This is a genomic window from Micromonospora sp. DT227 (genome assembly GCF_049841835.1).
Lineage (GTDB): Bacteria > Actinomycetota > Actinomycetes > Mycobacteriales > Micromonosporaceae > Micromonospora.
Map to the genome: position 1 here is coordinate 616148 of NZ_JBNCLA010000005.1, position 12463 is coordinate 628610.

11 protein-coding genes are annotated in these 12463 nt (G+C 74.0%); 8 read left to right on the plus strand and 3 right to left on the minus strand.

The features are described from left to right. Nucleotide 1: 1 nt before the first annotated feature. The 4 genes from ACLQ2W_RS20990 to ACLQ2W_RS21005 all read left to right on the plus strand — a co-directional run bounded on the left by ACLQ2W_RS20990 (nt 2) and on the right by ACLQ2W_RS21005 (nt 4686). Complete coding sequence (locus ACLQ2W_RS20990; RefSeq protein WP_425787859.1) at nt 2–1669, plus strand: CocE/NonD family hydrolase; 1668 nt, start codon at nt 2–4, stop codon at nt 1667–1669. A 166-nt stretch (nt 1670–1835) separates the two neighbouring features. Further along, the gene (locus ACLQ2W_RS20995) at nt 1836–2744 is read left to right on the plus strand and encodes a hypothetical protein (RefSeq protein WP_425787860.1); all 909 of its coding nucleotides are present in this window, start codon (nt 1836–1838) and stop codon (nt 2742–2744) included. 92 nt (nt 2745–2836) lie between these two features. Then, nucleotides 2837–3412 (plus strand): ArsR/SmtB family transcription factor, encoded by a 576-nt coding sequence (locus tag ACLQ2W_RS21000; protein WP_425787861.1) that lies wholly within the window; start codon nt 2837–2839, stop codon nt 3410–3412. Next, nucleotides 3409–4686 carry an MFS transporter gene (locus ACLQ2W_RS21005; RefSeq protein ID WP_425787862.1) on the plus strand — a complete coding sequence of 426 codons (1278 nt, stop codon included), beginning with the start codon at nt 3409–3411 and terminating at the stop codon, nt 4684–4686. The genes ACLQ2W_RS21000 and ACLQ2W_RS21005 overlap by 4 nt, the downstream gene beginning before the upstream one ends. Nucleotides 4687–4736: 50 nt before the next feature. Here ACLQ2W_RS21005 and ACLQ2W_RS21010 read toward each other — a convergent pair whose 3' ends face one another. Beyond that, nucleotides 4737–4940: a cold-shock protein gene (locus ACLQ2W_RS21010; protein ID WP_091059998.1), complete on the minus strand. Its 204-nt coding sequence runs from the start codon at nt 4938–4940 to the stop codon at nt 4737–4739. A gap of 179 nt (nt 4941–5119) precedes the next feature. On the opposite strand from ACLQ2W_RS21010, the gene ACLQ2W_RS21015 reads away from it, so the two are divergent. Beyond that, nucleotides 5120–5794, plus strand: a complete 675-nt coding sequence (locus ACLQ2W_RS21015) for a class I SAM-dependent methyltransferase (RefSeq protein ID WP_425787863.1) — start codon at nt 5120–5122, stop codon at nt 5792–5794. A 147-nt stretch (nt 5795–5941) separates the two neighbouring features. Here the strand turns inward: ACLQ2W_RS21015 and ACLQ2W_RS21020 are convergent, their stop codons facing one another. Both ACLQ2W_RS21020 and ACLQ2W_RS21025 read right to left on the minus strand, forming a co-directional pair. Further along, nucleotides 5942–6595 (minus strand): MBL fold metallo-hydrolase, encoded by a 654-nt coding sequence (locus ACLQ2W_RS21020; protein ID WP_425787864.1) that lies wholly within the window; start codon nt 6593–6595, stop codon nt 5942–5944. An 8-nt stretch (nt 6596–6603) separates the two neighbouring features. Continuing rightward, the gene (locus ACLQ2W_RS21025; RefSeq protein WP_405090406.1) at nt 6604–7320 is read right to left on the minus strand and encodes a maleylpyruvate isomerase family mycothiol-dependent enzyme; all 717 of its coding nucleotides are present in this window, start codon (nt 7318–7320) and stop codon (nt 6604–6606) included. A 188-nt stretch (nt 7321–7508) separates the two neighbouring features. On the opposite strand from ACLQ2W_RS21025, the gene rsgA reads away from it, so the two are divergent. The 3 genes from rsgA to ACLQ2W_RS21040 all read left to right on the plus strand — a co-directional run bounded on the left by rsgA (nt 7509) and on the right by ACLQ2W_RS21040 (nt 12350). Continuing rightward, nucleotides 7509–8588, plus strand: a complete 1080-nt coding sequence (gene rsgA, locus ACLQ2W_RS21030) for a ribosome small subunit-dependent GTPase A (RefSeq protein ID WP_405090405.1) — start codon at nt 7509–7511, stop codon at nt 8586–8588. Between the two features lie 131 nt (nt 8589–8719). Then, entirely contained in the window at nt 8720–11662 is a 2943-nt protein-coding gene (uvrA, locus tag ACLQ2W_RS21035) for an excinuclease ABC subunit UvrA (RefSeq protein ID WP_425787865.1), read from the plus strand. 202 nt (nt 11663–11864) lie between these two features. Beyond that, nucleotides 11865–12350 (plus strand): Rieske (2Fe-2S) protein, encoded by a 486-nt coding sequence (locus tag ACLQ2W_RS21040; RefSeq protein WP_425787866.1) that lies wholly within the window; start codon nt 11865–11867, stop codon nt 12348–12350. Nucleotides 12351–12463 lie beyond the last annotated feature (113 nt).

Below are 12463 nucleotides of genomic sequence, written 5' to 3' on the forward strand. Positions count from 1 at the left end.
CGTGCGGCTCGTCACCCGGCTCGCCGCGGCCGCGCTGCGGCTGCCCGCCGCCCGCGCCGGAAGGGTCACCGTCACCCGGGACGCCCCGGTGCGGGTCCGCGACGGGGTCACCCTGCGCACCGACCACTACGCGCCGGACCTGCCGGGCGCGGCCTGCGTGCTGATCCGCACCCCGTACGGGCGGGGTGGCCCGATGCGGCTGCTCGGTCGCCTGGTCGCCGAACGCGGTCACCACGTGGTGATCCAGTCCTGCCGTGGCACGTACGGCTCCGGCGGCGAGTTCGACCCGCTGGTGCACGAGCGCGACGACGGCCTGGACACGCTCGACTGGCTGCGCCGCCAACCCTGGTGGACCGGCGTGTTCGGCATGTTCGGCGTCAGCTACCAGGGCTTCGTGCAGTGGGCGGTGGCCGCCGAGGCGGGTGACGAGCTGCGCGCGATGGTCGCCGTGGTGACCGCCTCGGCCACCCGCGACTCGACGTACGCGGGCGAGTCGTTCGCGTTGGACACGGTGCTCACCTGGGCGGAGCTGCTCCAGGCGCAGACCGTGCCCTGGTTGGCCCGGCAGTGGGAACTCAAGCGCGGCCAGCCCCGGCTGGTCCGGGCGCTGGCCCACCTGCCGCTGGTCGAGGCGGACCGGGTGGCCACCGGCGGGACCGTGCCGTTCTTCCAGGAGTGGCTGCGCCACCACACGCCGGGCGCGGACTACTGGCGCGCCCGGGTCTTCGGGGACCGGATCACCGAGGTGCGGGCGCCGGTCGCCATGGTCAGCGGCTGGCAGGACATCTTCCTCCCGGCCCAGCTCGACGACTACGCCCGGCTGCGCGCCGCCGGCGCCCGGCCACGGCTGACCGTCGGCCCGTGGACCCACGGCAGTCCGGGTCTGCTGGTCGCGGCGCTGCGCGAGGGGCTGGACTGGTTCGACGAGCACCTGGCCGGTCGACCGGCGTCCCCCGGCGCGGAGGTGGCGCGCGCGCCGGTGCGGGTGCACGTGGGCGGCGTCGGGGGCGGGTGGCGTGACCTGCCCGACTGGCCGCCGCCCGGCACGCCGACGCGCTGGCACCTGCGTCCCGGCGGTGGCCTGTCGCCCGCCCCGCCGGTGGGCGGCCCGCCGGACCGGATCCGGTACGACCCGGCCGACCCGACCCCGTCGCTGGGCGGCCCGCTGCTGGTGGCCCAGCGGGCGGGCGCGGTGGACAACCAGCCGGTGGAGTCCCGCCCGGACGTGCTGACCTACACCGGCGAGCCGCTCGACGACCCGGTCGAGGTGATCGGGCCGGTGCACGCCGAGATCCACCTGCGCAGTGAGCTGTCCTACCTGGACGTGTTCGTGCGGCTGTGCGACGTGGACCGGCGCGGTCGGTCCTGGAACGTCTGCGACGGCCTGGTCCGCGTCGAACCGGGCCGGTTCCCGGCCGGTGCGTCGGGTGTGGTGCGGGTGCCGGTCACGCTCTGGCCGACCGCGTACCGGTTCGCGCCGGGGCACCGGCTGCGCCTCCAGGTCTCCGGCGGCGCCCACCCGCGCTGGGCGCGTAATCCCGGCACCGGGGAACCGCTCGGCACCGCTGTCACGCTGCGTGCGGGATGGCGCGAGGTGGTGCATGATCCCGAGCATCCCTCGGTGTTGCTGCTGCCCGTCGTGCCGCCCGCGTCCACACCGGGCAGATAATCGTAAATATTGCCTCTGAGCTGGGATTTTCCCGCTAGTGGGGATACGCTCCGAGCAAGTGCCCGTTGCTGTGCAGCCATCCGGCAGGGGCGCGTCCGCAGATCTCACGCCATCACACGTAGTGATGGTCGCTCCCTTGCCGACATCGCTCGAAAGGGGATCCGCCATGACGTCGGCTCCGGCGAACCTGCTGGCCGTCCGCAGCCTGCTACTCACCTACCTCAACGTCGACAAGAACGTCGTCCGGGATCAGGATCTCGAGCCGGCGGAGGTCGGCATCGTCGGTGATCCCAGCCACCGGGGCGGCTACCACTGCGGCTCGGACCGGGTGGTGACCAACGACTACTCGGTGGTGGAGTCCACCCGGGACCGTGCCGGGCTGACCCTGTACGCGTCCGCGTTGGACGTCGGCACGTTCTCGGTCCGCTCCGGCGGCGCCACCCACACGTTGCGCACGTTCTCCACCTGGCTGGTGGCGCAGTGCGCGGCGAACGCGGCCGACACCCGGGACATCCGGGAGGTCATCTACTCCCCGGACGGCCGCACGGTGCGGCGCTGGGACCGGCTGGGTCGGCGCACCAGCGGCGACAGCAGCCACCTGTACCACACCCACATCAGCTTCTTCCGCGACTCGACCAGGGCGGGCCGGGACCAGACCCCGCTGTTCCGCCGCTATCTCACCGCCATCGGGCTGATCACCCCCGCGACACCGGAGGACGACATGGAACAGACCGACAAACTCGTCGGGAACACCGGCTCGACCAGCCGTACGGTCGGCGACGTGCTGGCCGACCTGCAGAACCTGCGTAACTGGCTGATCTCGCCGGCCAACACGGTCGGGTTGGTCAACCCGCCGCTGGCGAACTCCCCGCTCCAGCAGATGCTGGCGATGCTGCGGGCCTGGCCGGCGCTCGTGGCGCAGGTGACCGAGCTGTCCGGCAGGGACTTCACCGACGAGCAGCAGATCGTCACCGGCGTGCTCGCCGGGCTGCCGCCGGAGAAGATCGCCGAGGCCATTCCGCCGCAGATCGCCCGCGACGTCGCCGACGAGCTGTCCCGGCGGCTGACCGCCTGACCGTCCGCGCCGCGACGACTGCCGCGTCGCGGCGCCCGGCATTCGGCAACAGTCATTGCGCAACAGCTCTTGCGAATGTCAGACTCGGTCGCATGGACCAACCCACCGTGCGCCAGGTCACCGACTCGCGGGTGCTCGCCGCGCTCGCCCATCCGCTGCGCCGCCGCCTCATGGACGTGCTCAAGGTGTACGGCCCGTGCACCGTCGGCCTGCTCGCCGAGCGCACCGACCAGGCCCCGGCGAACGTCAGTCACCACCTGAAGGTGCTGGCCGCCGCCGACCTGCTGGTCGAGGCGCCCGAGCTGGCCCGCGACCGGCGGGAACGCTGGTGGAAGCTGCGGAGCAGAGGCGTGCGGTGGTCCGAGTCCGACTTCGACGACGACCCGTCCACCCGGGTCGTGGCCGACGCGGCCGGCTCGCTCAACCTGGAGCGGCACACCGCCCTGGTGCGGGCCTGGCACGCCGCCGCCGACGAGACGCACGCCGCCTGGGGCGATGCCCCGTTCAGCACCGACCACTGGCTGCGCCTGACCCCGGACGAGTTGGCCGAGCTGAGCCGCGAGGTGATCGCGCTGTTCAGCCGCTGGGCCGACCGTCCGGTCCCCGACGACGGACAGCGCCGCGAGCCGGTCTTCGTGTTCAGCCACGGCGTCCCGGCCCGGCCGTGACCGCCCCGGCCGGCGCCGCCGCGCCGCCCGCTGTCGCGCCGTCCGGCGGCCTGTTCCGGCAACGCGACTTCCGGTTGCTCTGGACCGGCCACACCATCAGCGCGGTGGGCAGCAACATGACCGCCGTGGCGCTGCCGCTGGTCGCCGTGGCCGTGCTCGACGCCAGCACGTTCCAGGTGGCGGTGCTGACCGCCGCCGCCTGGCTGCCCTGGCTGCTGGCCGGCCTGCCGGTCGGAGCGTGGGTCGACCGGGTCCGTCGTCGGCCCGTGATGATCGCCGCCGACCTGGTCGCCGCCGCGTTGTTCGCCAGCGTCCCGGTCGCCGCGCTGCTCGACCTGCTCACCGTCGGGCACCTGCTGGTCGTGGCGCTCGGCGCCGGCCTGGCCCGGGTCTTCTTCGAGACCGCCGACCAGGTCTACCTGCCCACCCTGCTGCCGCCCGAGCAGGTGCCGCCGGCCAACGCCCGGCTGCACGCCACCCAGACCGCGAGCTACCTGCTCGGCCCCGGGCTGGCCGGGCTGATCGCCCAGCTCGCCGGCGCGGTGACCGCGGTGGCGCTGGACGCGGTGAGCTTCCTGGCGTCCGCGCTGTGCCTGCACCGCATCCGCGCGGTCGAGCCACACCCGTGCCGGGCCACCGGGACGGCGTCCCTGCGCCGGGACGTGGCCGACGGGCTGCGCTTCGTCGCCCGGGATCCGTACCTGCGGGTGCTGACCGTCTTCGGCGCGGCGAGCAACATCGGGCTCACCGGCTACCAGGCGGTGCTGGTCGTCTTCCTGGTCCGCTCGGCCGGGCTGCCGGCCGGCCTGGTCGGCCTCCTGATCGGCCTGGCCAGCGTCGGCGGGGTCGTCGGCGCGGCGCTGGCCGCCCGGCTGGCCCGGCGGCTCGGCACCGCCCGCGCGCTGCTGCTCGCCGGCGCGCTCACCGGGCCGCCCGCGCTGTTGATCCCGCTCGCCGGCCCCGGCGCGCGGGTGGCCTGGCTGGTGCTCGGCGGCGCGCTGGTGAGCCTGGGCGTGGCGGTCGGCAACGTGGTCAAGGGCAGCTTCCGGCAGACGTACACGCCGCACCGGCTGCTCGGCCGCGTCACCGTGAGCATGCACCTGCTCAACTACGGCACCATCCCGCTCGCCGCGCTGGTCGCCGGCGGGGTGGGCGCCGCCTGGGGGCCGGGAGGCGCGATACGGCTGATGACCGCCTGGCTGGCGCTCACCCCGTTGATCCTGCTGATCGGGCCGCTCCGCCGGCGACGTGAGCTGCCGGCGGCACCCGCCTGACGACGCGCTGCGGCGGCGGTCGGAGCCCGACCGCCGCCACCGGCACTACGTCACATCGGACGGACGTTGTCCGCCTGCGGGCCCTTCTGGCCCTGCGTCACCTCGAACTCGACCTTCTGGCCCTCGTTCAGCTCGCGGTAGCCACCGCTCTGGATGGCCGAGTAGTGGACGAACACGTCCGGGCCTCCGCCGTCCTGCTCGATGAAGCCGAAGCCCTTTTCCGAGTTGAACCACTTGACCGTGCCGGTTGCCATGCGTCTCTCCCTGTTCAATGCGGGTGAGCACCGACCCGCGGTCGGTGATCGCCCCTGTACCTCCTCGACAGTAACCGCCCGAACCCGGATCCGCTGGCGGAAGTGCCGGCGTGGCTCACGAATACCTGCGAACCGGAAACCCTCCCCGACCCGACCCGGGGCACGGCATGCTTGCCCGGATGAGCACAACAACGGCGCTGACCGACCTGGAACGGGAGATCACGGCGCCCGGTGCGGGCCCGGACCGCCTGCGCCTGGTGGCCACGCCGTTCGTGCCCGAGGTGCGGCTGCACCTGGCCGAGGACGCCATCCTGTGGTGGGCGCGGATGGAGGCCGCCGCCGGGCGGCCGCTCCCGCCGCCGTACTGGGCCTCGGTCTGGGCCGGTGGGCAGGCGTTGGCCCGGCACCTGCTCGACCATCCCGAACTCGCCGCCGGGCGGCGCGTGCTCGACCTGGGCGCCGGTTCCGGGCTGGTCGCCATCGCCGCGGCGCTCGCCGGCGCCGACCGGGTGGTCGCCAACGACGTCGACCCGTACGCGGTGGCCGCCGTCACCGTCAACGCGCGGGCGAACCGGGTCCGGGTGGCCGTCGACAGCGACGACCTGCTCGACGGGGTGGCCGGCGTCGACCTGCTGGTCGCCGGCGACGCCCTCTACGACGCCGAGCTGGCCGCGCGGGTGCTGCCCTACCTGCGACGGAGCGCGGACCGGGGCGTCGAGGTGCTGGTCGGCGACCCGGACCGGGGCCACCTGCCGCCGGCCGGGCTGGAACTGGTGGCCAGCTACCCGGTGCCCACCACCGAGCCCTCGGTCGACTCCCCGGTACGCCGGGTCCAGGTGCTGCGCCCCCGCTGACCCTCGGGGACCATCCGGAGGGGATCTCCGGGGCGGCTGGGGGATCACGCCCGATGTGCCGGGTGGCCGGCCGGGCATGGCGTGCTCGGCATGACGGCCCCGCCCACCCGGTCCGGCCGCCACGGGGGAGGCCGGACCCGGCGCGGGTCACCAGCCGCGGGCCCGCCACTGCGGCACGGCGGGCCGCTCGGCGCCGAGCGTGCTGTCCTTGCCGTGACCCGGGTAGAACCAGGTGTCGTCCGGCAGCCGGTCGAAGAGCTTCGCCTCGACGTCGTCGATGAGCCGGCCGAAGCGCTCCGGGTCCTGGTCGGTGTTGCCGACACCACCGGGGAAGAGCGAGTCCCCGGTGAAGAGGTGCGGGGTGCCGGACGGGTCGCGGTGGAGCAGCGCGATCGACCCCGGCGTGTGCCCGCGCAGGTGGATCACCTCCAGCTCGCAGTCGCCGACCCGGACCGTGTCGCCCTCGTGCAGCGGCTCGGCGGCGATCGGCAGGCCCTCGGCGTCGTCGGCGTGCACCAGCGCGCGGGCGCCGGTCTTCGCGACCACCTCCTCCAGCGCGACCCAGTGGTCCATGTGCCGGTGGGTGGTCACCACCGTCGCCAGCCCGCCGTCGCCGACCAGCTCCAGCAGCCGGGGCGCCTCGTTGGCGGCGTCGATCAGCGCCTGCTCGCCGGTGGCGCGGCAGCGCAGCAGGTAGGCGTTGTTGTCCATCGGGCCCACCGACAGCTTGGTCACGGTGAGCCGGTCGAGTTCGCGCACGGCCGGCGGGCCGCCGGGCGTGACGTCTCCGGTGTAGGTCATGACGGGGTTCAGATCCATTCCGGTGGGTTCGGCAGGGGGCCGTCGGGATCGACGGTGAGCAGCTCGCCCGTGCCCCGGCCGGTCAGCCAGGCGGCGAGTTCCGGCGCGGGGCCGGTGATCGTGGGCGCGCCCTCGGGGTCGCCCACGACGAGGTCGCGCGCCGGGCCGTCGGGCCGCAGCAGCATGGCCGGCGCGGCCGGGTCGTCGGCCAGCCCGGTGGCCACCTCGTGCAGCAGCCGCTGGGCGAACGCCTCCGGCCAGTCCGCCGGCCGGTAGCCGGCGGCCAGGTCGACGTGGTGCACCTCGATCTCGCGCAGCCGGGCCCAGACCAGCAGCGCCGCCGGCCACGGGCCGCGCCGGGTCTGCACCGTGGCGCCCCACGCCCCGGGCGGCATCTCCGCCACCGCCACGTCGAAGCGCTGACCGCTGCGACGCAGGTCGTCCAGGAGGTCGGCCGGGCCGCGCCCGGCGCCCGCCTCGATGTCGGCGTTCCGCGCCTCGACCGAGGCGTACATCGGGATGTCCGCGCCGGTGCGCGCGGCGGTGAGCAGGTTGACGAACCCGTCGGCGTTGCGGGCCAGGTGGGTGAGCACGTGCGCGCGGGTCCACCCCGGCAGCAGCGACGGCGCCGCGACGTCCGCGGCGGCCAGGGCGGTCACGGTACGCAGCAGCCGGTCGTTCGCCTCGGCCAGCTCGCCGGTCAGCAGCAGGGGGTCAGTCGTCATCGGGTTCGACAGTAGCGGGCCGGCCCGCGCCGCGCCGCCGGGGAAATCGCTTTCGGCGCGTCGCCGCGCGTCCTACCGTCGGGGCCGACGGCTTCGCGCCGTGACGCCGGGAGTCGGAGGGAGGTGGTGCGCATGCCGGTCCCCGCGCGTGTGTCCGCCCTGATCCCCACGAGCCCGATGAGGACGCCATGACCCTCGACCTGACCGCCCTCGGCTGGGACGCCGACTGGGCGACCCACCTCGATCGACGCGCCGACCACCGACCCGGGCGGGTGGCCCGGGTGGACCGCGGCGTGTGCACCGTGCTGCGCCCGGAGGGGCCGGTACGGGCGAGTCTCGGCGGCGGCGTGCTCGCCGCCGCGGCCCGCGACCTGACCGCGTTGCCCTGCGCCGGTGACTGGGTGCTGCTGGCCACCTGGCCGGACGGCCCGGTCACCGTGGAGACGGTGCTGCCCCGGCGCACCGCGCTGGTGCGGCGCACCGCCGGCAAGGACGCCAGCGGCCAGGTGCTGGCCGCCAACCTCGACACCGCCGCGGTGATCGAGCCGGTGCACCCGGCGCCGGACGCCGCCCGGATCGAGCGTCTGCTCTCCCTCGTCCACGAGTCCGGCGCCGAGCCGCTGGTGGTGCTCACCAAGGCCGACCTGGCCGCCGACCCGGCGGCGGTGGCCCGGCAGCTCGCCGAGCTGGCCCCGGGGGTGCCGGTGCTGCCGGTCAGCGCCGAGCGCGGCACCGGCCTGGCGCCGCTGCGCCGGCACGTCGCGCCGGGGCGCACGCTGGGCCTGCTCGGCCCGTCCGGGGCGGGCAAGTCGAGCCTGGTCAACGCGTTGGCCGGGGCGGCCGTGATGCCCACCCAGGCGATCCGCCGGGTCGACGGCAAGGGGCGGCACACCACCACCTGGCGGGCGCTGGTGCCGGTGCCGGGCGGGGGCGCGGTGCTGGACACCCCCGGCGTCCGGGCGGTCGGCCTGCTGGACGGCGCCACCGGCCTGGACCGGGCGTTCGCCGACATCGCCGAGCTGGCCACCGGCTGCCGGTACGCCGACTGCGCGCACGACGCCGAGCCGGCCTGCGCGGTGCGGGACGCGTTGGACAGCGGCGCGTTGCCGGCCCGCCGCTGGGAGAACTGGCGCCGGTTGCAGCGGGAGCTGGCGTACGAGAGCGGTCGCCGCGCGGCCCGGGTGGCCGCCGAGCGGCGGGGCGGCTGGCGCGGTGGGCGGCGACGCACCGGGCGTCCGGCGACGCCGCCCACTCCCGGCGCACTCTGAGCTGGGGGAATGTCCGCGCGCCGGAAGTTGTCACACCTCGGGGCTAGAGTTGCCGGGGCGCTTTCCCCGCGCCCCGCAATTCGGGAAAAACAGACTTCGCCTCACATTCTTCTTCCGGGAGCACACGCACCGTGGCCGACCGTCTGATCATCCGTGGCGCGCGCGAGCACAACCTGCGTGACGTCAGTCTCGACCTGCCCCGGGACGCCCTGATCGTCTTCACCGGGCTCTCCGGCTCGGGCAAGTCCAGCCTGGCGTTCGACACCATCTTCGCCGAGGGGCAGCGCCGTTACGTCGAGTCGCTGTCGTCGTACGCCCGGCAGTTCCTCGGTCAGATGGACAAGCCTGACGTCGACTTCATCGAGGGTCTCAGCCCCGCCGTCTCCATCGACCAGAAGTCCACCTCGCGCAACCCGCGCTCCACCGTCGGCACCATCACCGAGGTCTACGACTACCTCCGGCTGCTCTTCGCCCGCATCGGTGAGCCGCACTGCCCGATCTGCGGCGAGCGGATCTCCAAGCAGAGCCCGCAGCAGATCGTCGACCGGGTCCTCGCGATGCCCGAGGGCACCAAGTTCCTGGTGCTCGCGCCGGTGGTGCGCGGCCGCAAGGGCGAGTACGTCGACCTCTTCGCCGAACTCCAGGCCAAGGGCTACGCCCGGGCCCGGGTCGACGGCGTGGTGCACCCGCTGACCGAGCCGCCGAAGCTCAAGAAGCAGGAGAAGCACACCATCGAGGTGGTCATCGACCGGCTCAGCGTGAAGCGGAGCGCCAAGCAGCGGCTGACCGACTCGGTCGAGGCCGCGCTCGGCCTCTCCGACGGCCTGGTGCTGCTCGACTTCGTCGACCTGCCGGAGGACGACCCGGCCCGGGAGCGCCGCTACTCCGAGCACCTGGCCTGCCCCAACGACCACCCGCTCGCGATCGAGGACCTGGAACCCCGGGTCTTCTCCTTCAACGCGCCCTACGGCGCCTGCCCGGAGTGCACCGGTCTGGGCACCAAGAAGGAGGTCGACCCCGAGCTGATCATCCCGGACCCGGAGCGCACGCTGCGCGAGGGCGCGATCCAGCCCTGGGCCACCGGGCACAACCTGGAATACTTCCTGCGCCTGCTGGAGGCGCTCGGCGAGAGCCAGCACTTCGACGTCGACACGCCGTGGCGCGCGCTGCCGTCGCGGGCGCAGAAGACGATCCTGCACGGCTCCGACGACCAGGTGCACGTCCGCTACCGCAACAAGTACGGTCGCGAGCGCTCCTACTACACCGGCTTCGAGGGCGTGGTGCAGTGGATCGAGCGCCGGCACACCGACACCGAGTCCGAGTGGTCCCGCGACAAGTACGAGGGGTACATGCGGGACGTGCCGTGCGCGGCCTGCGGGGGCGCCCGGCTCAAGCCGGAGGTGCTCGCGGTCACGCTGGCCGGCAAGAGCATCGCCGAGGTCTGCAACCTCTCCGTGGGCGAGGCGGCCGACCTGCTCGCCGGCATCGAGCTGACCGACCGGCAGAAGATGATCGCCGAGCGCGTGCTCAAGGAGATCAACGCCCGGCTGAAGTTCCTGCTCGACGTCGGTCTGGACTACCTCTCCCTGGATCGGCCGGCGGGCACGCTCTCCGGCGGCGAGGCGCAGCGCATCCGGCTCGCCACCCAGATCGGCTCCGGTCTGGTCGGCGTGCTCTACGTGCTCGACGAGCCGTCGATCGGCCTGCACCAGCGGGACAACCACCGGCTCATCGAGACGCTGCTGCGGCTGCGCGGCCTGGGCAACACGCTGATCGTGGTCGAGCACGACGAGGACACCATCCGGGTGGCCGACTGGATCGTCGACATCGGCCCGGGCGCGGGCGAGCACGGCGGCAAGATCGTGCACAGCGGCTCGGTGCCGGCGCTGCTCGAGAACGAGGAGTCGGTCACCGGCGCGTACCTGGCCGGTCGCCGGGCCATCCCGACGCCGGCCACCCGCCGTCCGCAGACGCCGGGCCGGGAACTGGTGGTGCACGGCGCCCGCGAGCACAACCTGCGCAACCTCACCGTCAGCTTCCCGCTCGGTCAGCTCATCGCGGTCACCGGGGTGAGCGGCTCGGGCAAGTCGACGCTTGTCAACGACATCCTTTACACGGTCCTCGCCAACCAGATCAACGGCGCCCGGCTGGTGCCCGGCCGGCACACCCGGATCACCGGCCTGGAGCACGTGGACAAGGTCGTCGGCGTGGACCAGTCACCGATCGGGCGCACCCCGCGCTCCAACCCGGCCACCTACACCGGCGTCTGGGACCACGTCCGCAAGCTCTTCGCCGAGACCACCGAGGCCAAGGTCCGGGGGTACGGTCCGGGCCGGTTCTCGTTCAACGTCAAGGGCGGGCGCTGCGAGGCGTGTTCCGGCGACGGCACCATCAAGATCGAGATGAACTTCCTGCCGGACGTCTACGTCCCCTGCGAGGTGTGCAAGGGCGCGCGGTACAACCGCGAGACGCTCGAGGTGCACTACAAGGGCCGCACGGTCGCCGAGGTGCTGGACATGCCGATCGAGGAGGCGGCCGAGTTCTTCTCCGCCATCCCGGCCATCCACCGGCACCTCAAGACGCTCGTCGACGTCGGCCTGGGCTACGTGCGTCTCGGCCAGCCCGCGCCGACGCTCTCCGGCGGCGAGGCGCAGCGTGTGAAGCTCGCCTCCGAGCTGCAGAAGCGCTCCACCGGGCGGACGGTCTACGTGCTCGACGAGCCCACCACCGGCCTGCACTTCGAGGACATCCGCAAGCTGCTCATGGTGCTGGAGGGCCTGGTCGACAAGGGCAACACGGTGATCACCATCGAGCACAACCTCGACGTGATCAAGACGGCCGACTGGCTCATCGACATGGGCCCGGAGGGCGGTCACCGGGGCGGCACGGTGCTCGCCACCGGCACCCCGGAAGAGGTCGCCGAGGTGCCCGAGAGCCACACCGGTGAGTTCCTGCGGCCGATCCTCAAGCTGGCCGGCGACGCCAAGGGCGCCAAGGCGGCCACCACCCGGGCGGCCAAGGCCAACGGCGCCACCAAGTCGCGGGCCCGTAAGGTGCCGGCGGGGGCGCGCTGACCGACGCGTACGCGCGGGCGGGCCGGACCCGGCCCGTCCGTGCTGACCGACGCGGGCCCGGCCGGGCCGCCATGGCCGGTCCGGCCGCGGGGATACGCGGTTCGTGACGCGCCGGTATGAACCGTGCGCCACCCTGGTGCGTGTATCGCAGTGTGGCCACGGATCATGAAGCCGGTGGCGACAGCCGAGAGAGAGGCCGGAGATGACTGACGACCAGGTGCCGACCGGACCGGTCACCCAGAGCCGCCGGGCCCTGCTCGCGGGCGCCGGCGCGGTCGGCGCGGCCGTGGTGCTGGCGGGCTGCGGCGGCGACGACGCCACCCCGGGGGCGGCCCCGACCAGCGGCGGACCGCCCGGCGCCAGCGCCACCGGCGACGCGGGCGGCGGCAACCGGGACAGCAGCGGTCCGCTGGCCCGCACCACCGACATCCCGGTCGGTGGCGGCGCGGTGTACGCCAGCAAGGGCGTGGTGATCACCCAGCCCGAGGCGGGCCAGTTCAAGGGCTTCGACCCGATCTGCACGCACCAGGGCTGCCCGGTGTCGAACGTCGACGGCGGCACCATCAACTGCACCTGCCACAACAGCCGGTTCTCGATCAGCGACGGGTCGGTGAAGCAGGGACCGGCCACGAAGCCGCTCGCGGCCAAGGAGATCAAGGTCAGCGGCGACCAGATCACGCTGGCCTGACCGGGCGTGGGGGGCCCCCCCCCCGGGGGGGGGGGCGGCGCCGGGGGGGGGGGGGGGGGGGGCGGAAGCCTGGGGGGGGGGGGGCCCCACCCACCAACCACCCCCCCCCCCGC

What these genes read in the sequence shown, in the direction of transcription:
- ACLQ2W_RS21025 (WP_405090406.1), bottom strand. Translation starts at nt 7,320, where the DNA reads ATGACGACTGACCCCCTGCTGCTGACCGGCGAGCTGGCCGAGGCGAAC.
- ACLQ2W_RS21015 (WP_425787863.1), top strand. Translation starts at nt 5,120, where the DNA reads ATGAGCACAACAACGGCGCTGACCGACCTGGAACGGGAGATCACGGCG.
- ACLQ2W_RS20995 (WP_425787860.1), top strand. Translation starts at nt 1,836, where the DNA reads ATGACGTCGGCTCCGGCGAACCTGCTGGCCGTCCGCAGCCTGCTACTC.
- ACLQ2W_RS21040 (WP_425787866.1), top strand. Translation starts at nt 11,865, where the DNA reads ATGACTGACGACCAGGTGCCGACCGGACCGGTCACCCAGAGCCGCCGG.
- ACLQ2W_RS21010 (WP_091059998.1), bottom strand. Translation starts at nt 4,940, where the DNA reads ATGGCAACCGGCACGGTCAAGTGGTTCAACTCGGAAAAGGGCTTCGGC.
- ACLQ2W_RS21020 (WP_425787864.1), bottom strand. Translation starts at nt 6,595, where the DNA reads ATGACCTACACCGGAGACGTCACGCCCGGCGGCCCGCCGGCCGTGCGC.
- rsgA (WP_405090405.1), top strand. Translation starts at nt 7,509, where the DNA reads ATGACCCTCGACCTGACCGCCCTCGGCTGGGACGCCGACTGGGCGACC.
- ACLQ2W_RS21000 (WP_425787861.1), top strand. Translation starts at nt 2,837, where the DNA reads ATGGACCAACCCACCGTGCGCCAGGTCACCGACTCGCGGGTGCTCGCC.